At 59.4% G+C, this 23,771-nt stretch carries 21 protein-coding genes and 3 pseudogenes; 10 read left to right on the top strand and 14 right to left on the bottom strand.

The window, feature by feature from the left end; genetic code table 11:
* Window positions 1–62: 62 nt before the first annotated feature.
* The 3 genes from ACMCNM_RS27655 to ACMCNM_RS27645 all read right to left on the bottom strand — a co-directional run bounded on the left by ACMCNM_RS27655 (window position 63) and on the right by ACMCNM_RS27645 (window position 2,791).
* Window positions 63–584, bottom strand: a complete 522-nt coding sequence (locus tag ACMCNM_RS27655; protein ID WP_412765769.1) for a flavin reductase family protein — start codon at window positions 582–584, stop codon at window positions 63–65.
* Window positions 585–597: 13 nt separating this feature from the next.
* On the bottom strand, window positions 598–1,815 hold the full coding sequence (locus tag ACMCNM_RS27650) for an acyl-CoA dehydrogenase family protein (protein ID WP_412765768.1): 1,218 nt from the start codon (window positions 1,813–1,815) through the stop codon (window positions 598–600).
* A 307-nt stretch (window positions 1,816–2,122) separates the two neighbouring features.
* Complete coding sequence (locus tag ACMCNM_RS27645; RefSeq protein ID WP_412765970.1) at window positions 2,123–2,791, bottom strand: TetR/AcrR family transcriptional regulator; 669 nt, start codon at window positions 2,789–2,791, stop codon at window positions 2,123–2,125.
* 276 nt (window positions 2,792–3,067) lie between these two features.
* On the opposite strand from ACMCNM_RS27645, the gene ACMCNM_RS27640 reads away from it, so the two are divergent.
* The 5 genes from ACMCNM_RS27640 to ACMCNM_RS27620 all read left to right on the top strand — a co-directional run bounded on the left by ACMCNM_RS27640 (window position 3,068) and on the right by ACMCNM_RS27620 (window position 8,602).
* A complete protein-coding gene (locus ACMCNM_RS27640; protein ID WP_412765767.1) occupies window positions 3,068–3,490 on the top strand; it encodes an aromatic-ring-hydroxylating dioxygenase subunit beta in 423 nt (140 codons plus the stop codon).
* Window positions 3,491–3,500: 10 nt separating this feature from the next.
* Complete coding sequence (locus ACMCNM_RS27635) at window positions 3,501–4,460, top strand: PDR/VanB family oxidoreductase (RefSeq protein ID WP_099453744.1); 960 nt, start codon at window positions 3,501–3,503, stop codon at window positions 4,458–4,460.
* A gap of 114 nt (window positions 4,461–4,574) precedes the next feature.
* Window positions 4,575–5,819 (top strand): OprD family outer membrane porin, encoded by a 1,245-nt coding sequence (locus ACMCNM_RS27630; protein ID WP_412765766.1) that lies wholly within the window; start codon window positions 4,575–4,577, stop codon window positions 5,817–5,819.
* Window positions 5,820–5,841: 22 nt separating this feature from the next.
* A complete protein-coding gene (locus ACMCNM_RS27625) occupies window positions 5,842–7,149 on the top strand; it encodes an MFS transporter (RefSeq protein WP_238348950.1) in 1,308 nt (435 codons plus the stop codon).
* A 94-nt stretch (window positions 7,150–7,243) separates the two neighbouring features.
* Window positions 7,244–8,602, top strand: a complete 1,359-nt coding sequence (locus tag ACMCNM_RS27620) for a spinster family MFS transporter (RefSeq protein ID WP_412765765.1) — start codon at window positions 7,244–7,246, stop codon at window positions 8,600–8,602.
* An 800-nt stretch (window positions 8,603–9,402) separates the two neighbouring features.
* Here ACMCNM_RS27620 and ACMCNM_RS27615 read toward each other — a convergent pair.
* Both ACMCNM_RS27615 and iacA read right to left on the bottom strand, forming a co-directional pair.
* Window positions 9,403–9,765, bottom strand: a complete 363-nt coding sequence (locus ACMCNM_RS27615; RefSeq protein ID WP_274888830.1) for an IacB protein — start codon at window positions 9,763–9,765, stop codon at window positions 9,403–9,405.
* 17 nt (window positions 9,766–9,782) lie between these two features.
* Window positions 9,783–10,952, bottom strand: coding sequence for an indole-3-acetate monooxygenase (iacA, locus tag ACMCNM_RS27610; protein WP_085274412.1), 1,170 nt, complete (start codon window positions 10,950–10,952; stop codon window positions 9,783–9,785).
* 486 nt (window positions 10,953–11,438) lie between these two features.
* Here iacA and ACMCNM_RS27605 point away from each other — a divergent pair, with 486 nt between their 5' ends.
* The 3 genes from ACMCNM_RS27605 (at window position 11,439) to ACMCNM_RS27595 (ending at window position 15,570) form a co-directional block, all read left to right on the top strand.
* Entirely contained in the window at window positions 11,439–12,389 is a 951-nt protein-coding gene (locus ACMCNM_RS27605) for a LysR family transcriptional regulator (RefSeq protein ID WP_412765764.1), read from the top strand.
* A 391-nt stretch (window positions 12,390–12,780) separates the two neighbouring features.
* Entirely contained in the window at window positions 12,781–14,157 is a 1,377-nt protein-coding gene (locus ACMCNM_RS27600) for an IS30 family transposase (protein ID WP_412765969.1), read from the top strand.
* A gap of 55 nt (window positions 14,158–14,212) precedes the next feature.
* A protein-coding gene (locus ACMCNM_RS27595; RefSeq protein ID WP_412765763.1) for an IS3 family transposase occupies window positions 14,213–15,570 on the top strand; the annotation gives its coding sequence in 2 pieces (ribosomal slippage) (window positions 14,213–14,686 and window positions 14,689–15,570; 1,356 coding nt in all).
* Window positions 15,571–15,737: 167 nt separating this feature from the next.
* Here ACMCNM_RS27595 and ACMCNM_RS27590 read toward each other — a convergent pair.
* From ACMCNM_RS27590 to ACMCNM_RS27560, 7 genes and pseudogenes are all read right to left on the bottom strand, one after another.
* The gene (locus tag ACMCNM_RS27590) at window positions 15,738–17,021 is read right to left on the bottom strand and encodes an aromatic ring-hydroxylating oxygenase subunit alpha (protein ID WP_412765762.1); all 1,284 of its coding nucleotides are present in this window, start codon (window positions 17,019–17,021) and stop codon (window positions 15,738–15,740) included.
* A gap of 110 nt (window positions 17,022–17,131) precedes the next feature.
* Window positions 17,132–18,100, bottom strand: coding sequence for an IS110 family transposase (locus ACMCNM_RS27585; protein WP_186683369.1), 969 nt, complete (start codon window positions 18,098–18,100; stop codon window positions 17,132–17,134).
* Between the two features lie 241 nt (window positions 18,101–18,341).
* Window positions 18,342–19,303: pseudogene (locus tag ACMCNM_RS27580) on the bottom strand (IS3 family transposase); the annotation flags it as partial.
* A 41-nt stretch (window positions 19,304–19,344) separates the two neighbouring features.
* The gene (locus ACMCNM_RS27575; protein ID WP_412765968.1) at window positions 19,345–19,935 is read right to left on the bottom strand and encodes an IS3 family transposase; all 591 of its coding nucleotides are present in this window, start codon (window positions 19,933–19,935) and stop codon (window positions 19,345–19,347) included.
* 8 nt (window positions 19,936–19,943) lie between these two features.
* Window positions 19,944–20,252, bottom strand: coding sequence for a transposase (locus ACMCNM_RS27570; protein ID WP_012723623.1), 309 nt, complete (start codon window positions 20,250–20,252; stop codon window positions 19,944–19,946).
* Between the two features lie 108 nt (window positions 20,253–20,360).
* Window positions 20,361–20,534, bottom strand: coding sequence for an integrase core domain-containing protein (locus ACMCNM_RS27565; protein WP_412765761.1), 174 nt, complete (start codon window positions 20,532–20,534; stop codon window positions 20,361–20,363).
* A gap of 231 nt (window positions 20,535–20,765) precedes the next feature.
* Window positions 20,766–21,026, bottom strand: a pseudogene (locus ACMCNM_RS27560) (transposase); the annotation flags it as partial.
* 71 nt (window positions 21,027–21,097) lie between these two features.
* Here ACMCNM_RS27560 and ACMCNM_RS27555 point away from each other — a divergent pair.
* Together ACMCNM_RS27555 and ACMCNM_RS27550 are read left to right on the top strand one after the other, a co-directional pair.
* Window positions 21,098–21,274, top strand: a pseudogene (locus ACMCNM_RS27555) (glycine/betaine ABC transporter permease); the annotation flags it as partial.
* A complete protein-coding gene (locus tag ACMCNM_RS27550) occupies window positions 21,257–21,523 on the top strand; it encodes a VCBS domain-containing protein (RefSeq protein WP_412765967.1) in 267 nt (88 codons plus the stop codon). The pseudogene ACMCNM_RS27555 and the gene ACMCNM_RS27550, both read left to right, overlap by 18 nt.
* 79 nt (window positions 21,524–21,602) lie before the next feature.
* Here ACMCNM_RS27550 and ACMCNM_RS27545 read toward each other — a convergent pair whose 3' ends face one another.
* Entirely contained in the window at window positions 21,603–22,706 is a 1,104-nt protein-coding gene (locus tag ACMCNM_RS27545; protein ID WP_186679361.1) for a polyamine ABC transporter substrate-binding protein, read from the bottom strand.
* Window positions 22,706–23,749 carry a histone deacetylase family protein gene (locus ACMCNM_RS27540; protein ID WP_252826261.1) on the bottom strand — a complete coding sequence of 348 codons (1,044 nt, stop codon included), beginning with the start codon at window positions 23,747–23,749 and terminating at the stop codon, window positions 22,706–22,708. Before ACMCNM_RS27540 ends, ACMCNM_RS27545 begins: the two co-directional genes overlap by 1 nt.
* Window positions 23,750–23,771 lie beyond the last annotated feature (22 nt).

Below are 23,771 nucleotides of genomic sequence, written 5' to 3'. Positions count from 1 at the left end.
AGGCCTTGTTGCTGAGCGGCCAAGCCGACATGACTGTCGGCTTGGCACTACTCGAAGCTTGATCAACCCACTTTGGGGGCATGCAACTTTCCGTAAGCGCCACTGAAGAACAGCAAAGGTTGCTTTTCAGGGTTGGTATGCAGGTACTGAACCTCGCCCACATACAGAAAGTGATCACCAGCATCATGGATATCCCTGGTTCGGGCGATCACATGAGTCATGCTCCCAGTAAGAAGTGGCGCATCATGGTCAACCTCGAATGGGAGCACGAGTTCCGGGTTGTGCTTCCCACCGAAATGAGAGCTCATGTGCAGTTGATCTTCGACCAAAATGTTCACACCGTAGCTGACGCCTTTCTTCACCCATTCGTTGAATCGAGATTGCTTACGCACTGATATCAGGACAAGGGCCGGATCTAAGGATACCGACATGAAAGCGTTGGCAGTCATTCCCGCTGGCTCACCTTCTGCGAAAAAAGTAACTACAGTCACGCCAGTCGCGAAGGTGCCCATCGCCTTCCGCATGAGCATGCCATCAATCGTAACTGGGGCTGCTTCGGTTACATTCAATTTTGCCAGATGCATGACTTTGCTCCCTTCAGACCAAATTGGTGACTTTGCTTTCGATCCCAAGCAGAGCCTCGCCAAAGACCTCTTTGCCTACAGCTGGGAGCACAATGGCGTGTCGCGCAGCCGCGTTGGCATCGCGCCAGTAACGCTGAAGCGGGTTCGTTTCAGCAAAAGTGCCAGCGCCATGGGCGGAAACGAGAATATCAATGGCATCGGTCACGATCTTGGCGACCTCACCGGTTACTGCCCGAATACGCGCACGGTCGACGTAGTCCATCTTGCGTAGATCGGCACCACAAGCATCAATTTCATCGGCAGCGCTCAGAGCCAGCAGTTCTGCGGTGTGGAGTTTGATGGCAGCGTCAGCGACCTGTGCTTGGAAGATGACGGAGTCCGATTGGCGACCATAGTTGGTGTAAGCGATGCCGCGCTGGTGTGCCTTACTAAGTACGTGTTTCAAGGCGGCGCGTCCCAGGCCAAGCTGTGCCCCCACCAGAATGAGAGCGGCGATGGGCATCAACGGTTTCTGATAGGCCGTCTCGGACGAGAATTCTGTCGCATAGTCGCTGGAGAGCGCAGCGCGCATGTCGAGGAGGCGATGGTCTGGTACAAACACATCAGACGCTACAATGCAGTTGCTACCCGAGGCCCTCATGCCAGAGGTGAACCAAGTGTCGTCAATCGAAAAATCCTGCTTAGGAATTAGGGCCATGTAATGGCCGACGACTTGCTCCTGGTCATCCATCTCGAGCACTCCAACCATTGCCCAGTCAGCGTGAAGGATTCCGGATGAAGAGTACCATTTGCCGCTGACACGCAACCCGCCAGCAACTCGTTGTGTCGCCGTGGACGGAGCAAACACTCCAGCTACGCGAGCGTCCGGGTTATGGCCGAAAATGTCATTTTGGGCCTGCTCGCAGTAAAGTCCAGACAACCAGGCACATACGTTCGTCAGGGCCGTCACCCAGGCGGTTCCGCCGCAGGCCTCTGCCAGGATACCGGTCACTTCCAAGTGAGCTCGAATCGTGGATTCCATGCCACCGAAGCGCTTGGGTACCATCAGCTTGAAGCCGCCTGCTTCAGCAATCGCCTGAATGTTTTCCTCGTGTGCCCGGCGTTTTTGCTCGGACTCAGCAGCGTTCTTGGATAGAGTGCTCTGGATACCGACAAGGCGCTCCTTAAGGAGTGTCAGAGAGACATCGTTGGAAGGGGAGATTTCACGAAGTTTGGTAGCATTGCTAAGCATGGTAATTCTCTCTTTATTGTTCTTGGGATTTCTTGGAGCTCTGTCTGGCTTGTTAAAACCATAAGAAAGCTCTTAATCAGCCGGGCCGGTGTAGCAGTCCGTCTTACAAACCAAGATAAAGAGACGATTACGGGACTGCAAATTCGTAGAATTTCGCATAAGCCACTGTTTTTTAAGAAAAAAACAATTAGAAATTGACATTTTGTCAAAATCATAGCTTGAACTAGGCTACAACGATTTCCGGTGGAGATATGCAGTCACTTGTATGAATCGATGGCGCGCATGGGAACTCGCGCCGCCTACCTAGTCAACGGTCGGTATCTCCAAATTGAAGAAAGGCTTTTCCCAAGGATGAGTGTATGTTTCTTGCCCAGAAAGGTTTTGATGGTTTGCCAATTAATCCGCCCTTGGCCCACATCTTAAGATAGGTCAGAGAGAACTCTGCAGCGGTTTCGCTCAGATCACGAGGGCAGCCCATACTGTTGATGATCATCTGAACCTGGGTCTCCATATACAGGCCTGGAAACTGAACTCCTCGCCTTATGGAGTCTACCGCCCTAGCAGATGCTCCCATCAGAAAATCTGTCCCAGCTACAATGGATTTGACTTTAAAAAATCCTTTTGCCACACCTTCCTGAATATCCTTGGCCACGTAATTAGAAACCAGAGTGTTATGCTCCCAGGCTTCATGGCGCGTCACGAAAGTCGCCCATGCTGGATCCATAAATGCGCGAACCATGAAAAGTCTATAGCCCACCGAGATACGCTGCCACGGCTCCATAAGAACGCCGTACATTGGTAATATATCCTGCACCATTTGGTCACTCAGCTCATGGCTGAGCGCATGAAGCAATTCCTCGATACTTTCGAAATAGTTGTAAAAGCTTCCTCTGGAAACCCCCGCAACCTTCACCGTTTCGTCGATAGTCAGTTTGCAATCCATGTCCTGTTCGATCAGGTTCAAGGCTGCATCCATGAGTCTGGTTCGAATCGGGGCTTTTCGCTCTGTTTTATCAACTCTTGGATGAGACATAGGATCAGCCGTTGTTGTAATTTTTGAAGAGGTGCGTAGCGCAAGACTCAGGCTCCTGCCGAGGATGACATCAGTGGCTTCGTGGCCGTCAGTCACCTCATTTGCAGTCTATATCGATTCCTGTGGAACACGTCATGGCGCTGCCGTGCGTGAACAAAAACGGCGCTGATCTCCTCAGCGCCGTCGGTTTAGGGGGGGGGGGGGCGGTCCCAAGGCGACATGCTCGACCACGGCGAGTACGACACCTGGCTCGGCCAATGGACCGAAAAAGGCACGTACATCATCCCCATCGACCCGCGCGAGAGTGACTACGAGAACACCCTCAACTACGCCTACGACGACCACCACATGCGTGGCCTGCGCGTGCAGCGGTTAATCGGCGGCGAGTCGATTTCCACCAGCCCGCAACCACGAACCGTGCGCACGATTTCGCGCTTCCGGGTGCTGGGCGACGACGGCGTCAACGTCACCGTGCGCTGCGCACAGAACGTGCGTGAGTTCCGCAAAGAGAGCCTCAAGCACTACAGCGCCGACCTGACCTACACCCTGGTACGGGCGCAAGGCAGCTTCAAGATCCACCGCAAGGTGATCAGCCTGATCAACAGTGACGATACCCTCGCCGGTATCGGCTACATCCTTTAGGGCCACGACCATGAGCGAACAACTGCTCGATGTGATCGTGCAAGCCCGCGAAGTGCAAGGCGGCGACGTGGTCGTACTGGAGCTAGCCGCGGTCGACGGCCAGGCCCTGCCGCGCTTTGCGGCAGGCGCCCACGTCGACCTGCACCTGGCGCCCGGCCTGGTGCGGCAGTATTCGCTATGCGGCGACCCCGCGCATGCCAATGTCTACCGCCTGGGCGTGCTCAAGGACAGCCAGTCTCGTGGTGGCTCGGTGGCGGTGCACGAGCAGCTGCAGCCCGGCACGCCAATGCGCATCAGCGCGCCACGCAACCTGTTCCCGCTGGCCTGCGACGCCACGCGCTCGATCTTGCTGGGCGGTGGCATCGGCATCACCCCGATGATCGCCATGGCCCATGCCCTGCATGCCCAAGGTAAACCGTTCGAGCTGCATTACCGCGGCCGCTCACGCAGCCGCTGCGCGTTCGTCGACGAACTGCTCGGCGCACCGTTCGCGGCCAGCGTGTTCACCCACTTCAGCGATGAAGGCCCTGAGCAGCACCTGGACTTGGCCCAGGTGCTGGGCCCCGCCATGCCTGGCGTGCACCTGTACACCTGCGGCCCGGCGGGCTTCATGGATTGGGTGATCGCAGGGGCGCGCCAGCAAGGCTACGACGACCCACACATCCACCACGAGTACTTCCAGGCCGAGGTCGACACCTCGGGCGGCAGTTTCGAGGTGGTCGCCGCACGCAGCGGCAAGACCGTGCAGGTGCAGGAAGGCCAGCCCCTGACCGCCGCCCTGCGCAGTATCGGGATCAAGGTCGAGGTGTCCTGCGAGCAAGGTGTGTGCGGCACCTGCCTGTGCGACGTGCTCGAAGGCGAACCCGACCACCGTGACCACTACCTGACCGAAGAGGAGAAACACACCAACGAGCAGATCGTACTGTGCTGTTCCCGGGCGCGCGGCAAGCGCCTGGTGCTGGATATCTGAGAAACAAAAACAAAAACAATACGTGACAGACAAGCGGGCGCAAGACCTGCAGCCCTTCTGCCCAGTTGCTCGACTGCCCAGGACTTGTACTGATCACACTTCCAGGATTACCCCATGGAACTCAAATGGCCGTTGCGTGCGAAACCGTTTTGCTTGTGTGTGGGCGCCGTATTACCCCTGACGTGCTTGGCCGATGTGGTGGATGACAGCCACCTCTCGCTCAATTTCAGAAACCTCTACCTGAACCGTAACTTCACCAACCCCAGCGCGCCGGTGTCCAAGGTCGGCAACTGGTCGCAGGGCTTCGACCTGCAGTTCGAATCCGGTTACACCGATACCCCCGTGGCGGTCGGTCTCGACCTCAACGGCCAATACGCCGTGCGCCTGGACTCCACAGGCAACGATGGCTCGCTGCCCTTCAGCAAGCACCGCCAGCAGGCCGCCAACGACTACAGCCGCGGCGGTGCGACCCTGAAGCTCAAGTACGCCAACACCAAGGTACTGATCGGCGATCAGAAACCTTTCTACCCCGTCGCCTCCAACGACCCCAGCCGGCAGCTCGACACGATTTACCAGGGCGCGGTGATCGAATCACGCGACATCGACAACCTGACCCTCGTTGGCGGGCGCTTCTGGTCCATCGTCACCCGCGAGTCGTCCAACCATGAGCGCCTCTACCGCTACGGCACCCGCGACGACCTGGACAGTGATGGCCTGGACTTCGCCGGCGCCACCTACGCCCTGACCCCAGACCTGCAAGCCAGTTACTTCCATGGTGTGCTCAACGACATCTACAAGCAGGACTACGGCGGCATCAAGCACGCCCTGAAGTTCGCCGACGGCTACCAGTTGAAAACCGACGTGGGGTACTTCAACAACCGTGAAGACGGCGCCGCACGCAGCGGCGCCGTGGACAACCGCGCCTACTTCGGCCTGGTCACCCTGGAAAAAAGCGGGCACATGCTGGGCCTGAGCTACCAGCGCATGACCGGCGATACCGTGTTCCCGACGTTGAACGGCTACGTGCCGCAGCTGTGGCTGCCGAACTGGGCGGGCCTGCCGTTCATTCGCCCGGATGAACGCAGCTGGTCGGTGCGTTATGGCTACAACTTCGCCGCCATGGGCCTGCCCGGGCTGAAGCTGTTCACCCGCTACATCAAAGGCACCGACATCGACCGCGGCCCGGGCCTGGCAAGGGACCAGGAAAGCGAGCGCGACATCATGCTCAGCTACGTGATCCAGAGCGGCCCGCTCAAGGACCTGGCCTTCGACCTGAAGAACATGCGTACCCAACAGCAGTACGGCAACGACTACAACGAGTATCGCCTGATCACTTCCTACACCTGGAAGTTCTGGTGACCGGCCCGCATGGAGATGGCTCATGAGTAACCTGAACACCAGCATCACCCGCGATACCGACCCGCGCACCATGCGCCGCATTGTCATCGCCTCGGTCCTGGGCAATGCCCTGGAATGGTATGACTTCTTCCTCTACGGCACGGCCGCAGCACTGATTTTCGCCCCGCTGTTCTTCCCCGCCGGCACCGACCCGGTGCTTGGCACCATGGCCTCGTTTGCCGGCTTCGCCGTGGGCTTTCTGGCGCGCCCGCTGGGTGGCCTGATCTTTGGCCATATCGGCGACAAGGCCGGGCGCAAGAAGGCCTTGGTGATGACCCTGGCGATCATGGGTGCGGCAACCTTCGCCATGGGCCTGCTGCCAACCTTCGAACAGGTCGGCTACCTGGCCCCCGCCTGCCTGGTGATCCTGCGCGTACTGCAAGGCGTTGCCTCGGGCGGCGAATGGGGCGGCGGCGTGCTGCTGCTGAGCGAGAACGCACCCAAGGACCGCGTCGGCTTCTATGCGGCCTGGAGCCAGCTGGGTGTTTCCGGCGGGTTCGTACTGTCTGCCGCTGCGTTCTACCTGGTGCAGATGCTGCCCGTCGAAGACATGATGAGCTGGGGCTGGCGGGTGCCATTTTTGGCCAGCATCCTGATCTTTGGCGTAGGGGTGTACATCCGCCGTCGCCTGCCAGAGAGCAAAGCCTTCGTCGAGGAACAGGCCCAGCAGGACAAGCCCGAGCACATGCCGGCCATGGAAGTGCTGCGCAACCACCCCAAGGCCGTGCTGCAGGCCATGGGTATCCGCATTGCCGAAAACGGCAGCGCCTACCTGTTCCTCGCCTTCACCATCGCCTACGCCAAGTTCACCGGCCTGGATACGCAACTGGTGCTGGCCAGCGTGATGGTGGCGATGATCGTCGAAGCCGGCACCATCGTGTTCTGGGGTTGGCTGTCGGACATCATTGGCCGGCGGGTGGTGTATGCCATCGGCTCGGTCGGTTTGATGATGCTGGCGTTCCCGTTCTTCTGGATGCTCGATACCCACTCACCGGTGTGGGTATACCTGGCGGCGTTGCTGGGCATGGCCTTCTGTCACGGCGCGATGATCGGCACCCAGCCGGCGCTGATGGGTGAGCTGTTCCCGGCCAAGGTGCGCTATTCGGGGCTGGCCATGGGGCACGAGATTGCCTCGATCTTCTCCGGCGGCCTGGCGCCACTGGCGGCAACGGCGCTGTTCAGCATCTACAAGGATGCCTGGCCGGTGTCGGTGATGCTCGTGGTGATGGGCGCGATCACCACCCTGGCGGTGATTTCCATCAAGCCACAAGCCTCTGCAGACAATAACTGACCGCGTGTTCAGCCCCTTCGCAGGAGCGGCCTTGGGCTGCGAAGGGGCCATCAGGCTGTCCCAATCAGGGCTGTCCCCTCAGGAACTTGCAAGCATGAATACCCTGACCGAAGCGCAACACCTCAAGCACACCCAAAAACGTTACGTGTACGAATGGTATGTGGTCATCCTGTGCATGGTGGCCTACATCTTCTCCTTCGTTGACCGGCAGATTCTGGCCCTGATGATCGAGCCGATAAAAGCCGACCTGCAGCTGAGCGACACCCAGTTCAGCCTGCTGCACGGCCTGGCGTTTTCGCTGTTCTACGCCTTCATGGGCATGCCCATCGCCTACCTGGCCGACCGCTTCTCGCGGCCACGCATCATCGCAGTCGGGGTGATTTTCTGGAGCTTCGCCACCGCCGCTTGCGGCCTGAGCAAGAACTTCACGCAGATGTTCCTTGCCCGTATCGGCGTGGGCGTCGGCGAAGCGGCCCTGTCGCCTTCGGCCTACTCGATGTTCAGCGACCTGTTCCCCAAGGAAAAGCTCGGCCGCGCAGTGGGCATCTACTCCATCGGGTCGTTCGTCGGTGGCGGCATTGCCTTTCTGGTCGGCGGCTACGTGATCACCTTGCTCAAGGACGCACAGACCATCGAGGTGGCCTTCCTTGGCACCATGAAGGCCTGGCAACTGGCGTTCTTCATCGTCGGCCTGCCTGGGGTGATCGTGGGCCTGCTGATCTGGCTGACCGTGCGCAACCCCGAGCGCAAGGGCGCGCAGCTGGACGCCGACGGTAATGTGCGCAAGGTGAAGCTCACCGACGGCCTGCGCTTCATCGGCCGTCACCGGGCCACGTTCAGCTGCCACTACCTGGGCTTCTCGTTCTACGCCATGGCGCTGTTCTGCATGATGAGCTGGACACCGGCGCTGTACATCCGCAAGTTCGGCATGAGCCCCGAGCAAGCTGGCTTCATGCTCGGCACCATCCTGCTGCTGGCCAACACCACGGGTGTGGTGTTCGGCGGTTGGTTGACCGACCACCTGGCCAAGCGCGGCCGCAGCGATGCGGCCATGCGTACCGGGGTCATCGGCGCGCTGGGCATGATCGTGCCGGCCGTGCTGTATTCGCAGGTGGACCAACTGTGGCTGTCGGTGACCCTGCTGGTACCGGCCATGTTCTTCGCCTCGTTCCCCATGCCGGCGTCCACTGCGGCCATGCAGATCCTCTCGCCGAACCAGGTGCGTGCGCAGGTATCGGCGGTGTTCCTGCTGATCAGTAACCTGCTGGGCCTGGGCTTGGGCACCACGCTGGTGGCGCTGATCACCGACCGCTACTTCGGCGTACCGGCTGCGGTCGGTTCTTCGATGTCGATCGTCAGCTTCGTCGCGTCGTTGCTGGCCATCGTGTTGCTGGCCAAAGGCTGCAAGTGCTTCCGACACAGCATGCAGCGTGAGCACCCCGTCGCGGCCTGAAGTGTTGGCCAGCATGACCCGATTGTAGTCGGAGGCACTGGGTGCCAGGCTTGGCATTTTCAGCGCCTATCAGATCGAGCGCCGCCCGCGCGGCGCTCGATATCCGCCCCACTCCAAGCCCAAGGCAAGCACCTGGCCGCCTTCACCCTGTCTGCCGACAAACCAGGTGCCTGGCTCGGCATTTTCAGCGCCTATCAGATCGAGCGCCGCCCGCGCGGCGCTTCGCGGGGCAAGCCCGCTCCCACATCTGTTTCGGGCCAGTTATTCCTGAAGCATTGGCTCGCGCCCCCTTTTCTCGCCCACCTCAATATCGCGTCGTACGAACAAGGGGCCGCGCGCCTCTATTACAGGCGAGACTGTCCCGAAACAGATGTGGGAGCGGCGGTGCGGCGGTCCGACTTGCCCCGCGAAGCGCCGCGCGGGCGGCGCTCGATATCCGCCCCACCTCCAAGCCCAAGGCAAGCACCTGGCCGCCTTCACCCTGTCTGCCAACAAGCACATAGCAGCCCGCTTCCCCAATATTCCTTGTGAACACAAAAAAGCCCGGACCCTCCCCGCACGGAAAGGCCCAGGCATAAACGGTGAATACTGTGGAGGCTGGCTGCTCCTATGTATGGACTCGCCCACACTGTCTAGCTGCTTTTGAACTTAGGAACCCGGTTGCATCTATGTATCAGGCCTATTCGAGGAAGCGGGTCGGTGTAGAGGGAGGTGTGGACACGGTCGGGCTGGACCAGCTCGGCCGGGTCGACCGTCAGGTTGACGGCGGGGATCAGGTTGCTCACGGTATCGTCCTCGACTCAGGCGCGCTGGATGATCAGTTCGCGGCCGACACGGGCCTCGACCTTGGCGTAGCGCCACAGCTTGTAAGGCCCGTCGCCCACCGCCGTGCAGCGGAACAGGTTGCAGGCAGCGTGCACGGTCTCGATGTCCGGTACGTCGGCCAGCAGGTAGGTGGTCCAGGGGAAGCCATCGGACGGGCCGACCATGCCTTGGTCATCGTCCATGTTGCCCAGCACGTTCACCCCGGCCAGGTCGTGAATGCCATTCCACATCGCGCTGAAGGCGGCCCACACCTGCAGCTGCTCCTCACGGGGGGCATCGAAGAAGTTCTGGTTGATGCCCATGCAGAACAGCACACGCAACGCTTTCTTATCGCTCATGACAAAATTCCCGAAAGTTACAGGTAGCCCGGAAGGGGCTGTTTACCGAAGAACATCGCACCGGCGTTCTGGTACGTGACGTCGCCCATGAAGGCGTGCTGGGTCACCACCTGCGCATCGTTGACGCAGCGGGCCAGCGGGCTTTCGTTGTAGATGCCGGTCATGCCCGAGAGCATCTGCGCACTGCGTGCCACTTCAGCGGCCACACGGGCGGCATGGGTGGAGGACAGGCGCAACAGGTTGGTGACGTCGACCGGTACCGGGTCGCCCGCCAGCACGTGCTCCCAGGCACGTTCGATGGACTCGTAGAAGAACGCCCGCGCCGAGCGCAGCGCCGCCTCGGCCTTGGCCACATCGACCTGGGCCAGCGGCCGGTCGGCCAGTGCCGGGGCGCCGGTCACCGAGATGCGCCCACTGGCCATGCCTGACAGTTCGTCCAATGCAGCGCGGGCAATGCCCAGCCCGACCACCGAGAGCACCTGGGTGGCGAACGACAGCGATGGGTAACGGAAGAACGGCTCGTCCAGGTTGGGCTTGCCGCCGCGCACGAAGGTCCACTGCTCGCCCACCACCACGTCCTCGACCACCAGGTCGTGGCTGCCGGTGCCGAGCAGGCCGACGGTGTCCCAGGTTTCTTCGATGCGCGCCTGCTGGCGCGGCATCACGGCCAGGCGCGGCAGGTCGAGCTTGTCGCCATTGCGTGGGGCAATCCCGACACCCACGATGTCCGCGCCCATGGACCCGCTGGAGTACTTCCAGCGGCCGTTGACCTTGAAGCCTCCGGGCACGATCTCGGCCGGTTGTGGCGGGAAGATGCCCCCGGCAAACACCGTGTCGGGGCTGTTGCCGTAGATCTCGGCGATGGTCTCCAGCGGCAGCGCCGCCAGGTACACGGGGCTCATGCCGAAGCTGGCCACCCAGCCGGCAGAGCCGTCTGCATGGGAGATGCGTTCGATCATTTCACAGAAGGCCCCCGGCGAGCACTCAAGCCCACCAAAGCGCTTAGGCACCAAGGCGCGGTACACGCCATGGGCCTTGAACGCGTCGATCACATCGCGGGATATGTAGCGCTGGCGGTCGAACTCACCGAGGCGAGCACGATCACGAACACCGTCAAGCAAGGCCTCGAAAGCAGGGCCAGAGGCGAGCGCCGACACAGGCGCGGCACGCAGGCAAAGCGAATCCATGGACATTCTCCGTCTCAGGCGCGGTTTTTGTACTGATGCTTGTGGGGGGCGTTGGCTGGGCTCGTGTAAGGCAAGCACTGGCCATACAGAGGGGCGAAGGCAGGTTCGGGCGGCATGGTCTGTCTCTCTTGTTTTAGGTGCCGGTGACAAATATTTGCGGCGATTTACGTGAATTGTCAATTGAATTTTCACGCTAAAACAGGAGAAAAATTTACCTATCCCTAACGGATAAACCCTCTAAAAATTGGCTATCTACATGATTTAAATGGATTTATGCGACTTCAAAAACCGGTTTCAACGCGCCTAAAAAAACTAACGACCCGCGCCGATATCACGAAAAATTTTTAGCGCCTTTTTCACATGATTTCGGACAGAAAAAAACGCGTGTACGATGGCCTGGCATGGAGCGCGACAACGCCGGCCACCCACGCCGAGCACACAAAAAAAACAAGCCAACGCCCCACCAGGATGGATGGGGACACGCCAATGCCTGCCGTGATTACCCCCGAGGTCGAGGTCATGCCCACCCGCCATATCGATCTGCAGGACCACCGCCTGCGCTACCTGCACCTGAGCCATGACAAGGGCTCCATGCGCGCCGCTGCCGAAGTGCTCGGCGTCGCCACCTCATCGGTCAGCCGGCAGATCGCCCGGCTGGAAGAAGAACTGGGCATCGAACTGGTGCGCCCCGGCACCCACCGCATCAGCCTGACCGCCGCGGGCGAGGCTGCCGTGGACTACTACATCGAACGCATTCGTCAACACGCGCTGCTGGTCGACCGGCTGGATGAATTGCGAAGCCGCCAGCAAGCCTCGACGGTGATCGCCATCGGCGAAGGCCTGCTGGGAGCCCGGGCGATCAATTCGTTGCAGGGCTTTTTGCACGCGCACAATGCGCACAAGGCCGAGATCATCAGCGCCCCGTCCTTGGAGGTGCAGCGCATGGTGATGAACGACGAGGCGCACCTCGGCGTGGTCTTTGCGCCTAACGCATCGGCCGGCCTGACGCGCCTGTTCAGCCTGGCGCAGCCATTGCGGATGATTGTTCACCGTGACAGCCGGATGGCCGAGCGCTCCACGGTCAGCCTCGCCGAAGTGGCCCGCGAATCACTGGTGCTGCCCGGCGCCAACTTCCGCGTGCGGGAGCTGGCGGATGCCGCCTGCAAGGACCAGCCGTTCGCCATCGTGCCCACCCTCACCTCCAACTCCCTGGCGGTGATTCTGGACTTCGTTCGGTCGGGGCTGGGCGCCACCTTGCTGGCCGAACTGCCGATCATCGACGAGCTCAAGAACGGCACCTTCAAGGCCCTGGCCATCGATTGCGAGGCGATGAACGCGACCGATATCCAGATTGTTACGCGCCGTGGGCGAACCTTGGATGGCATGAGCCGAGAATTGGCGACAGAGATGGCCAAGGCGGTGCGGATGGCGTTGTGATCTTGGTGTTTGTCTTGGTGTTTGTCTTGGTGCTTGTTTTGGGAGATGCAGCGCCTATGAGATCGAGCGCCGCCCGCGCGGCGCTCGATGTCCGCCCCCACAAAAAAACTACGCCGAACGCATAGCCACCCCCCATTGCAAAAAACGCAACAACATTGATCCCCCCTGTCATTGAGCCCCACCCCCCTGCCCTTTAGCGTTGCTCCCATAAGAAAACGCCCCATAGGTGACCCCCGTGAGCAACCTGATCCCCGCCGTCAACCTGACGGTCGACCCGGCCGAGCTGGTCCAGCCCGACCGTGTCCACACCTCCCTCTACACCGACCCGGCGGATTCAACTGGTCGTCGCAACACCTTGATCGAGGTGTTTATGGGGCGACCCGCAGGATGGATGCAAAAATTAACGGGGCGAGGAGCGATGCGTTCGCCAGGCGCGCCATCACTTCGTAATGAGATCGAGCGGCTGTTTTGGGTGCAGATCGCGACCGGCATCACAAGCGAAAAGGCCGCACAAGCTGTTGGCGTATCTACCGCAGTAGGCACACGCTGGTTCCGTCATCGAGGCGGGATGCCGTTATTTATGTCTAACCAGATATCTGGAAGGTACTTATCGTTCGCAGAACGAGAAGAGATTGGACTGCTTCGGGCACAAAGTGTTGGCGTGCGCGAGATTGCCCGGCGTCTTGGGCGAAGCGCATCGACAGTTTCAAGGGAGCTGACACGTAATGCTGCAACTCGGTGCGGTCGGCTTGAGTATCGAGCCTCAGTCGCGCAATGGAAGGCGGAATTGGTTGCCAAAAGGCCGAAGCCAGCGAAGCTGGTGACTAACCCACGACTGCATCACTACGTGCAAGACCGTCTGGAGGGTAAGGTCCACGACGCTGATGGCTGTGAGATCTCAGGGCCTAGACATGCTCCTTTCAAGGGCCGAAATAAACCACATCGCAGCGATCGTAAATGGGTCAGAGGCTGGTCGCCTGAACAGATTAGCAATCGGCTACAGATCGATTTTCCGGACGATGAATCTATGCGCATCTCTCACGAAGCGATATATCAGGCGCTCTACATTCAGGGACGAGGAGCTCTCAAGCGCGAACTGGTTATCTGTTTGCGCACGGGAAGAGCATTGCGCGTACCGAGAGCCAGAGCACAAGCCAAAGCGTGGGCACATGTCAGCGAAGAGGTCATGATCTCCAGTCGTCCTGCTGAGGTTGAAGACCGAGCTGTACCAGGGCATTGGGAGGGCGACTTGATCATTGGTCTAAACCGCTCTGCGATTGGAACACTGGTCGAGCGTTCAACTCGATTTACCATGCTCGTCCATTTGCCTCGCGAAGAAGGTTACGGGCTAGTTCCCCGAACGAAGAATGGCCCGGCACTTGCTGGTTACGGGGCAGTTAGCATGGCCAATGCACTGAAGAAGACGGTGACTGATCTTCCGGCTGAACTGTGGAGATCTTTAACCTGGGATCGTGGAAAGGAGCTATCGGATCACGCTCGGTTTACTATCGAGTCCGGAGTAAAGGTCTTCTTCGCTGATCCTCATAGCCCATGGCAGCGCGGTACGAATGAGAATACAAATGGTCTTCTGCGCCAATACTTCCCCAAAGGTACCGACCTGTCTCGCTGGAATGCTCAAGAGATCCAAGCCGTTGCCCAGGTACTGAACACGAGGCCCCGAAAAACACTCGGCTGGAAAACACCCGCTGAAGCTCTGAATGAGTATCTAAAATCTGTTCAACAATCTTGTGTTGCGACGATCGATTGAATCCGCCTGGACTGCCCCCAAGAGGTTGGACACCAATCCAACCCTTGGGGGATCTATGGGCAAGTACACCGAGCAGTTCAAGCTCAAGGCGATTGCAGCCTACCTTGATGGCAGCCACGGCTTCCGAAAAGTGGCTCGTCACTTTGGCATCGATTTCAGCCTGCTGAGGCGCTGGGTGGCCAGCCACCAAGCCGACTCCAGCATCGGCCGACGCCCTCACGGCCGGCGTTATAGCGAAGAGTTCAAGCATCGGGTGTTGAAGTACATGCATGAACATCGGCTCTCTTTGCGCCAAACAGCCGCCCATTTTGATCTCGGACAGTCTTCGCAGATAGGCATTTGGCAACGACGGTACTACAGTGGTAGCCCCGCAGCGCCTACTGCCGCCAAACCAAGAAAGCCTACTCACGTGCCAAAGAAAATTAAGCCAGTCGAGCCCACTGATATCGATGACGCGCAAAAGCCCCGCGAGCAGCTGCTGGCTGAGCTCGAATACCTGCGCATGGAGAACGCTGTCCTAAAGGAGCTCAAAGCTATGCGCGAGGAGAAGGAGCGAATACAAACGAAAAAGTCCTGATCGTCTGCAAGCTCAAGCGCAGATTTCCTCTACCTGACCTCCTGCGGATGGTCAGGCTGGCGCGCAGCACCTTCTACTACCAGCTCAAAAGCCAACAGAAGCCGGACAAGCATGCTGAGCTCAAAGAGCAGATACAGCGTGTCTATCACGAGCACAAAAAGCTGTATGGCTATCGACGCGTGGCGCTCGTGATCAGAAACAACGGGACCCTGGTTAACAAGAAGGTCGTTGAGCGGTTGATGGCTGAGCTAGACCTGAGATCGGTCGTGCGGCCCAAGAAATACCGTTCCTACCGGGGCGTAGTGGGCAAAGTGGCAATGAATCTTTTAGAGCGTAACTTCGTGGCTCAACGGCCCAATCAGAAGTGGGTAACCGATGTAACCGAGTTCAAGGTCGCCGAGCAAAAGCTCTACCTCTCACCCGTCATGGACTTGTACAACGCCGAGGTCGTGGCATACGAAATGGCCAGCCGGCCCTGTTACAGCCTGGTTGGAAACATGCTGGACAAGGCGCTTGAGAGGCTGGGCGAGACGCCAAAGCTGGTGATGCACTCGGATCAGGGCTGGCACTATCAACAGCCTCAGTATCGTCACAAGCTCTATCAGCGCGGCGTAAAACAGAGCATGTCGCGCAAAGGAAATTGCCTGGACAACGCGGCCATGGAAAGCTTCTTTGGTACGCTCAAGTCAGAGTTTTTCCACCTGAAGCGATTTGAAAGCGTCGAAGAACTGAAGGCGGGTCTGGATGAGTACATTCATTACTACAACCATGACCGCATCAAGCTAAGGCTTAACGGCCTGAGCCCTGTTGATTACAGGGCTCAGGCTGCTAGCTGAAACTGTCCAACTTTCTGGGGGCAGTCCACTCTCGCGCGGGTCGATGGGGATGATGTACGTGCCTTTTTCGGTCCATTGGCCGAGCCAGGTGTCGTACTCGCCGTGGTCGAGCATGTCGCCTTCCTGCCAGATGAAGGCGGTGACTTCGTTCAGTAGGTTCAGATCCATCACTTGCTCTCCGCCGTCATCATCTTCTTCCACTGCTGGTACGCTGCGCGCATGCCGGTTTCGGCACTCACGTCGGACACCAGCCCGTCTGCGCTGGGCTTCTCGCCCGGCAGGCCGCGGTTGAGCATGATCCACAGGTCTTCACCGGCACGGGCGCCTTTCTGCACGCGCTCCCAGGCTTCGGAATCGTCCGGGGTGCCAAAGCCCATCGGGCCCTGGAAGTGCTCGTGCAGGCGCAGGCGGTAGCGGTTGGCTGCGGCTGGGCCGCCGTCCATGGTGATCACCGAGTGGTGGATTTCGGTCTCGGTCACCGAGATCGGCTGCAGCACGCGGAAAAACGCCATCGAGCAGGCGACGTTGGGGAACAGGTTGAGGTTGAAGCCCGAGCCACCGACGGCGCGGACGATGCGGCGCACCTGCTGCTCGTCGATGCCTTCGTCACGCAGTTCGGCGGCGAGGGACTCGAAGCGCTCGGGGATCGGCTTGTCGAGGTCGGCTTCCAGGTCGACCAGCTCGGGGATCATCACCATCACGCTATGGCCGTTGCCGAGGTCTTCGACGTAGCCTGGGCCTTTGACGAAGTCGAACAGCTCCAGGGTCTGCTCGTCGACCGAGGACAGGAAGCTTTTGTGCACCAACGGGAAATGGTAGGCGTCGGTGGTGTTTTCCAGCTGGATCTTCCAGTTGCCGGGGAAGCGGAAGCGGTGCTCGCCGGGGACTTTGATGCCGTAGCCGGCGCCTTGCTTCATGAACAGGTCCATCCACTTCTTCGCTGCGCCGAGGAAGTCTTCGAGCGGTTCGATGTCGTCCTTGAAGGTGGCGAAGACCATGCCGGCGTAGCTCTCGACGCGCAGGCTGACCAGTGGCAGCTCGGCCTTGTCCAGGCAGTCGCCGTAGCTTTCCGGGTGGGGAATGCCGCGCAGCGAGCCGTCGAGGGCGTAGCCCCAGCCGTGGTAGGGGCAGACGAAGCTGTTGGTCTTGCCCTTCTTGTGCTCGCAGACCGTGGCGCCGCGGTGGCGGCAGCGGTTGAGCAGCACGTTGATGGCCTTCTTGCGGTCACGCACGACGATCACCGGCTGTTTGCCGATGAAGGTGGTCTTGTAGCTGCCGGGCTCGGGGACTTCGCTCTCGTGGGCGACCCAGACCCAGGTGCTGTGGAAGATCTTCTGCAGTTCGGCGTCGAACAGGGCCGGGTCGGTGTAGAGGGAGGTGTGGACACGGTCGGGCTGGACCAGCTCGGCCGGGTCGACCGTCAGGTTGACGGCGGGGATCAGGTTGCTCACGGGTAAGCGAGTTGCTGACCCTGTGGGAGCGGGTTTACCCGCGAACACGGGCGAAGCCCGTGCCATCCAAGGTGGTGCCTCCTTCGCGGGCAAACCCATTCCTACAGACATCACGCTGCGCCTTGAGCTTGCGCTGTACTTTCAGGCTTTGTCGGCGGTTGCTCTCGCCATGGCGTACCCGTCCGGATCATCGCGTTGAGTTGCACGATGAAGACCCGCATACACGCCACGATAGCAACCTTGGCGAGTTTTCCTCGCCCTCTCAGTGCGTCATAACGCGCCTTCATGCCCGGGTTGTGCCTCACCGCTACCCAGCACGCCATGTACAACGCACGCCTGACTTGCGATCTGCCACCCGAGATATAGCGCTTGCCCACCGATTTCCCACTGTCGTGGTTGAACGGCGCAACTCCGACCAATGAGGCGATCTCCCTAGACTCCACACGCCCCAGCTCTGGTAGCAGCGCCACCAGCTTGGCGGCGGTCACCATCCCGATGCCCTTGACTTGAATCAGCTGAGCGATCCGTTCGTCATTAAGCGTCGTGGTCTGTTGCTTGATTTCCTTTTCAACCAGCTTGATCTGCAGCCTGAGGTGCTGAATATGGGATTTCAGAAGGTCGACAACCACCTGTGACTGCGCTTGTTTGAGGCGTCGGCGATCATCATCGCGCTGCTGAACGAAGCGATCACGTTGCTGCAGAAATTCACGCAGCAAAGCCCTGTCTGGGCTGACCTGCAAGGTGGGTTTGTCGGGAATGACTTCAGCAAAATGCGCCAGAGCCTCAGCGTCAATCGCGTCGGTCTTGGCTTTGATGCCCATGGAGTCAGCGAACGACCTGGCTCGTTTGGGATTGACGCGGATAACCTTGTAACTCGCGTCCTGCAGAAAGTGCAGGATATCGCGTTCGTACCCGCCCGTAGCCTCAAGCAGGATACGTTTGATGCTGAATCCTCGAAGCCAACTCTCCAGCTCCTCAAAGCCTGCCGGATCATTGCTGACACTGCATTTGATGCCTTGAGGCCGCACCGCCACATCCAATGACGTGCTGGAAACATCGATACCCACGAAGGAAACCATGACCAAAATCTCCTAGACTCAGCAGAGTGAGAGAACTTTGGCTTGGCCCACGCTTGTGATTCGAGATCAGAGCCGCATCCAACTGTTCGGGCTCTCGCCAAAGTGGAACGGTGAATGGCAGCGTGTGCTCCCACTCGTGCTCGCAGCACCTCCGGCAGTCAGCTTGCCATTCACCGCTCTCACTCCTGATTCTAATACCCCCTCAAGACACAAGCCGGCTTGCCGGCGATTTGAATCCGCCTTGGATGCCTCTATCCGAATGATGGACTAGTGGCTGGCGACGACATCGTCTTCGTAATGCCTGCTTGAAGGCTTGTGCCACAGATTCGGCATGCAGGCTTTCATGAACATGGTGGCCAACAATTTTTCTAGAGTACGCATCCGTTACCAGGCTTAGGTACAGCGGGCCGCTGCTCGCGGGTAGGTACGTAATGTCTGCGACCCAGACGTGTTCCGGCCCTGTCGGGACGATCTGATTTGGGCCGGGTTTGAGTAGGTTGGGATGGCGGTAGAAGCGATGAAAGCTTTGTGTTGTCTTGTGATATGCCCGCTTAGGCAGAACCAGTAAACGACGCTCTCCCAAGACCTGAAATAACCGATCTCGGCCGACCTTGAACCGTCTGTCAGGCTGGCAGTGCAGCAGATAGTGCAGCTTGCGAGTGCCCAGCCGAGGCTGGCGCATCCGGACTTGCTGAACAAACTCAACGACTCGGTCTGCCTGAAGCGTTTTGCGGTCAGTGGCTCGATTGCGCTTGTAGTAAGCCTGTCGGCTGATGCCTAGAAACTGACAAGCCCTGGCAATGCTCAGTCCTGCGACTTGGCCTTGCGAGAGGACTTGCCGGATCGCTTTTTTACGACTGAGACACCGTAGTCATTTTTCAAGACATCAACGACCGTCTCAAAGAATTGGGCCTTCTGGCTCATCAACTCAAGCTGCTGCTCAAGCTCTTTGATCCGCTGCTCTGGAGTGAGCGTTTTGGGGTCAGACATCGCGCAGCTCCTCTCGTCTCGGATCGAGGCCCCCTGGCTCCAATCCTGCCGACCATGCTTACGCAACCATACCAGAACCGTCGACCGTCCCTGGATGCCATACCGCTCCTGAGCTTGGCCATAGGTCATCTCGCCTTTTTCGATCTGATCAACCACTGCCAATTTAAAAGACAGGGAGTAATCACGCTGAGTACGCTTAACACCTTGCGCCATCTGGATCTCCGGAAATTCGGGATGGGAGGTGTAAACCTTATTCAGGACGGGACATTGAATCCGCCTTGGCAGCCTTGATCCGAATGAAACATCAAACCCGCAGGGGCGCCCCGAACTTCCACTGCCATTCTCAGAGCCTTGGTGACCAGGTTGGCATCATTGACCAGAGAAAATGCCCAGCCAACGACCCGACGGGCAAACAGGTCAATGACTACGGCCAAGTGATACCAACGCTTCCCGACCATCAGGCTGGTAACGTCGCCGCACCAAACCTGATTGATGGCCGTTGGCTCGAAGTTGCGTTCGAGCAGGTTCTTGGCCACAAATGCCTCGACGCCCCTAGAGCGATATTGGTGGCGGCGACGCTGCCTGCTAGCCAGGTTCGCCTCGGCCATGAGCCTTCCCACTAGATACCTTCCAACCTTGAGCTGCTGCGCTTTCAAATACTGAGAGATCATTCTCGCCCCGGCACTTTCTCTGCTTTCAGCATGCAGCTGCACAACCTTTGCCCTGAGCGCATCACGCTCGGTATTAGGTTTTGAGCGGCGATACGCCCAGTCATAAAATGCGCTGCGGGAAACACCCAGAGCACTGCAAAGCAAGCTGGTCGGATACGAACCGGACTCTCTCAGTTCCTCAATCAGGAAAAACGATCGGGATCCGACATCAAGAGAGCCGTAGCCTTTTTTAAGATTTCAGCCTCGGTTTCCAGGCGCTTGACCTTGGCCCGCAGCTGTTGGAGCTCTCGCTGTTCGTCACTGATTGCCTTGGTGCCTGCCACTGGCTGACCTTTCTGACGCTCTTTCCGAACCTGATCCACCCAGCGGCGTAGCGCCGTAGGGCCGACGTCCATCGACGCGCAGACGTCAGGAACTGAGCAATTGTCATCAAGAACCATGCTCGCAGCACGTTGCTTGAACTCGCGGGTATAGGTCTTACGCTCTTGCATGGAACCTCCTGAATGGGCGAATCATATCGCCCTTAAGAGGTGTCCGGGATCATTAGGCCAGTTCACAAGGTGTTCTGGTCAAGTTTTTCCGGACACCGATTACGGTGATCAAGCCGCTTGCTGCTCCATGGCTATTGGCGACAGGTAGTTGTTGTAGCTGTGGAGCCTAATGCGGTTGTAACGCATAAAGAAGCTGGTCATGTCCTGTCTAGCTTCTTCAATTTCTGAGTAGCCCTTGGCAGGCACCCATTCTGACTTGAGCGTGCCGAAAAATCGCTCCATTGGTGCGTTGTCCCAGCATTGGCCTCTGCGGCTCATGCTTTGGGTTATGCCATGTCCAAGCAGCTCAGACTGGAAGCGTTGACTGGTGTATTGGGCGGATTCAACTGGTCGTCGCAACACCTTGATCGAGGTGTTTATGGGGCGACCCGCAGGATGGATGCAAAAATTAACGGGGCGAGGATGTCTAGTCCTGAAATAGGTTTACACCTTTTCAGGTGAGGCCGTTAGGCCTCAGAGCGCCCGATGCACCGCATCGGGCGTTTTGTTTTTCAGGGCCATATGTGGCCGCTCCGTATTGTAGATTTGCACTGCCTCGTCAACCATCTGCCTCGCTTGTTCCAGGTCTTCAGGGCTGCTCAACAGTAGCTCCATCTTAAGAATTCCGTTGATTCGCTCAGCTAGCGCGTTCTGGTAACAGTCATATCCATCAGTCATCGAGCATTGAACTCCGTACCGCTGATGAAGGGACTGGTACAGCGCTGAGCAGTATTGGGCGGATTCAATGGCCAACAGCACGCCGTTGCAGTCCCTGAGCCGCCACTGACCCCCGCGAGGTTTGCCCCATGTCCGAATTCAGCCTGCTCGACCCGTTCCAGGCGGCCACCATCCCCCTGGGCGACTGGGTCACCGCTACCCTCAACTTCCTCGTGCACAACTTCCGTGAGGTGTTTCGCGCCATCCGCTGGCCGATCGACCAGGTGCTCAACGGCATCGAGTTCACCCTGCAGAGCATCCCCCCAAATGGCATCAATGGCACACCGGGCCAAGCACTGGCCGGCAACTACGGCAGCCTGGTGTTGGATGCCCAAGGCAACTACCGCTACGTGGTGGACAACAGCAACGCTGCGGTCCAGGCCCTGCGCACCGATGCCGACCAACTGACCGAGGTGTTCCAGTACAGCGTCAGCGATGGCAACGGCAAAGTCGTCACGGCCACCTTCACCGTTGCTTCTTCATGGTCTCGCCCTCGCTGCCGTTGGCTTCTTTGAACGCCACCGTGGCACTGTGATGCCTCGGCGGGGGCGAGTCCATCGATTACAGCGATGTGGGCTGTGGCCTACATACCCATTAGGTGCCGGACTTGATGCGCGTCCAGGCCCTGGTGCGCGCGCGCTCGGCATCGCGTGGCAACGGCTTGAGGGTGTACAGCTTGGCCATCGCTTCCGCCGTCGGGTAAAGGTTGGGGTTATTGCGAATCGCCGGGTTCACCTTCTCGGTGGCGTCCTTGTTCGGGTTCGGATAGCCGACAAAATCACTGATCGGCGCAATCACCTCCGGGCGCAGCAGGTAGTTGATGAAAGTGTGGGCGTCTTCCGCGTTGGCGGCGTTTTTCGGAATGGCCAGCATATCGAACCAGATCGGCGCACCTTCCTTGGGCAGGCGCATGTCGACCACCACGCCATTCTTCGCATCGCGGGCCCGGTTGGCGGCCTGCGAGAAGCTACCGCTGTAGCCCACCGCCACACAGATGTCGCCGTTGGCGATGTCGGCCATGTACTTGGAGGAATGGAAATACGTCACGTGCGGGCGAATCTTCAGCAGCAGCTCCTCGGCCTTCTTGTAGTCGGCCGGCTTGTCGCTGTTGGGCGGCAAGCCCAGGTATTGCAGGGCCAGTGGCAAGATCTCCGAGGGCGAATCGAGCAAGGCAACGCCGCACTGCTTGAGCTTGGCGATGTTCTCTTCCTTGAAGATCAGGTCCCAGCTGTCCACAGGTGCGTTCTCACCCAGCGCAGCCTTGACCTTAGCCGGGTTGAAGCCGATCAGCACGGTGCCGTACATGTAGGGCACGGCAAACGTGTTGCCGGGGTCGTTGGCCTCGATCAGCTTCATCAGTGCCGGGTCCAGGTGTTGCCAGTTCGGCAGCTTGCTGCGGTCCAGTGGCTGGAACACGCCAGCCTCGATCTGCTTGGCAAGGAACACGTTGGACGGCACCACCACGTCATACCCGGAGTTGCCGGTCAGCAGCTTGGCTTCCAGTGCCTCGTTGGTGTCGAAAATGTCGTAGATCAGCTTTACGCCGCTGTCTTTCTGGAAGTCGACCAAGGTCTGCGGGGTGATGTAGTCGAACCAGTTGTAGACCCGCAGGGTGCGCTGTTCGGCCTGGGCCTGCAGGGCGCCGGTGAACAGGGTGGCAGCGATGATCGGGGCGAGCAGACGCTTGAGTCGGGCCATTATCGGGCTCCTGGCTGGGCGCGCTGAAAACCTTCCAGCACATTGACCGCGTTGATGCCGATTTCTTCCACAGCGTAGCCGCCTTCCATCACGAACAGGGTCGGCTTGCCGAGCTGGGCGATGCGTTTGCCCATTTCCAGGTAGTCAGGGCTGTCCAGCTTGAACTGGGAGATTGGGTCGTCCTTGAAGGTGTCCACCCCGAGCGAGATCACCAGCACATCGGCGTCGTAGGCAGCGATGCGCTGGCACGCGTCTTCCAGCGCTGCGCTCCAGGCGGCCCAGTCACTGCCGGCCGGCAACGGGTAGTTGATGTTGCAGCCTTCACCTGCGCCTTCGCCCGTTTCGTCGGCATAGCCGAGGAAGAACGGGAATTCGTCCTGCGGGTCGCCGTGGATCGAGGCGAAGAACACATCGCTGCGGCTGTAGAAGATGTCTTGGGTGCCGTTGCCGTGGTGATAGTCGACGTCGAGGATGGCGACTTTGGCGCGGCCTTGGTCCAGGAAGGCCTGGGCAGCGATGGCAGCGTTGTTCAGGTAGCAGTAACCGCCCATGACTTCGCCGGCGGCATGGTGCCCCGGTGGGCGGCACAGGGCGAACGCCGAATGGGCGCCTTGCTGGATGGCGGCCTGGGCCGTGAGCGCGACCTGGGCGGCGCTGTAGGCGGCTTGCCAGGTACCGGCGGTAATCGGTGCACCGGCGTCGAAGCTGTAGTAGCCAAGCTCGCCATGCAGGCCGGTGGGTTTAACCTGGCGCAGGGTGCGGGCTGGCCAGGTGAAAGGCAGCAGGTCGCCTTCGTGGCCCAACGCGGCCCAGCGCGCCCAGGCGCCTTCAAAAAAGTCCAGGTAGTCGGCGCTGTGGACGCGCAGCAGCGGCGCGCGGCCGAAGTCGTCCGGCGCCTTCACGTCGCCCAGCTGGCGCTTGTTCACTTGATCGAGCACATGGTCGGCGCGCGAAGGCATTTCGAAGCAGGGCATCAGCTTGCCGTCGATCAGCTCGCAGCGGCCGTGGTGCAGGCGGTGGTCATCGGAATAGATCGTCAGCATTGTTGTTCTCCGGTTGGACTGG

The sequence above is a fragment of the Pseudomonas sp. NGC7 genome, from assembly GCF_047159675.1.
Classification (GTDB): domain Bacteria; phylum Pseudomonadota; class Gammaproteobacteria; order Pseudomonadales; family Pseudomonadaceae; genus Aquipseudomonas; species Aquipseudomonas kermanshahensis.
Note: the sequence above shows the minus strand (reverse complement) of the source record. Positions and strands in the feature narration are given on the sequence as shown.

What these genes read in the sequence shown, in the direction of transcription:
- ACMCNM_RS27650 (WP_412765768.1), bottom strand. Translation starts at nt 1,815, where the DNA reads ATGCTTAGCAATGCTACCAAACTTCGTGAAATCTCCCCTTCCAACGAT.
- ACMCNM_RS27540 (WP_252826261.1), bottom strand. Translation starts at nt 23,749, where the DNA reads ATGCTGACGATCTATTCCGATGACCACCGCCTGCACCACGGCCGCTGC.
- ACMCNM_RS27655 (WP_412765769.1), bottom strand. Translation starts at nt 584, where the DNA reads ATGCATCTGGCAAAATTGAATGTAACCGAAGCAGCCCCAGTTACGATT.
- ACMCNM_RS27615 (WP_274888830.1), bottom strand. Translation starts at nt 9,765, where the DNA reads ATGAGCGATAAGAAAGCGTTGCGTGTGCTGTTCTGCATGGGCATCAAC.
- ACMCNM_RS27620 (WP_412765765.1), top strand. Translation starts at nt 7,244, where the DNA reads ATGAATACCCTGACCGAAGCGCAACACCTCAAGCACACCCAAAAACGT.
- ACMCNM_RS27640 (WP_412765767.1), top strand. Translation starts at nt 3,068, where the DNA reads ATGCTCGACCACGGCGAGTACGACACCTGGCTCGGCCAATGGACCGAA.
- ACMCNM_RS27625 (WP_238348950.1), top strand. Translation starts at nt 5,842, where the DNA reads ATGAGTAACCTGAACACCAGCATCACCCGCGATACCGACCCGCGCACC.
- iacA (WP_085274412.1), bottom strand. Translation starts at nt 10,952, where the DNA reads ATGGATTCGCTTTGCCTGCGTGCCGCGCCTGTGTCGGCGCTCGCCTCT.
- ACMCNM_RS27605 (WP_412765764.1), top strand. Translation starts at nt 11,439, where the DNA reads ATGCCTGCCGTGATTACCCCCGAGGTCGAGGTCATGCCCACCCGCCAT.
- ACMCNM_RS27630 (WP_412765766.1), top strand. Translation starts at nt 4,575, where the DNA reads ATGGAACTCAAATGGCCGTTGCGTGCGAAACCGTTTTGCTTGTGTGTG.
- ACMCNM_RS27545 (WP_186679361.1), bottom strand. Translation starts at nt 22,706, where the DNA reads ATGGCCCGACTCAAGCGTCTGCTCGCCCCGATCATCGCTGCCACCCTG.
- ACMCNM_RS27600 (WP_412765969.1), top strand. Translation starts at nt 12,781, where the DNA reads ATGCAAAAATTAACGGGGCGAGGAGCGATGCGTTCGCCAGGCGCGCCA.
- ACMCNM_RS27635 (WP_099453744.1), top strand. Translation starts at nt 3,501, where the DNA reads ATGAGCGAACAACTGCTCGATGTGATCGTGCAAGCCCGCGAAGTGCAA.
- ACMCNM_RS27565 (WP_412765761.1), bottom strand. Translation starts at nt 20,534, where the DNA reads ATGGAGCGATTTTTCGGCACGCTCAAGTCAGAATGGGTGCCTGCCAAG.
- ACMCNM_RS27645 (WP_412765970.1), bottom strand. Translation starts at nt 2,791, where the DNA reads ATGGATGCAGCCTTGAACCTGATCGAACAGGACATGGATTGCAAACTG.
- ACMCNM_RS27570 (WP_012723623.1), bottom strand. Translation starts at nt 20,252, where the DNA reads ATGCAAGAGCGTAAGACCTATACCCGCGAGTTCAAGCAACGTGCTGCG.
- ACMCNM_RS27585 (WP_186683369.1), bottom strand. Translation starts at nt 18,100, where the DNA reads ATGGTTTCCTTCGTGGGTATCGATGTTTCCAGCACGTCATTGGATGTG.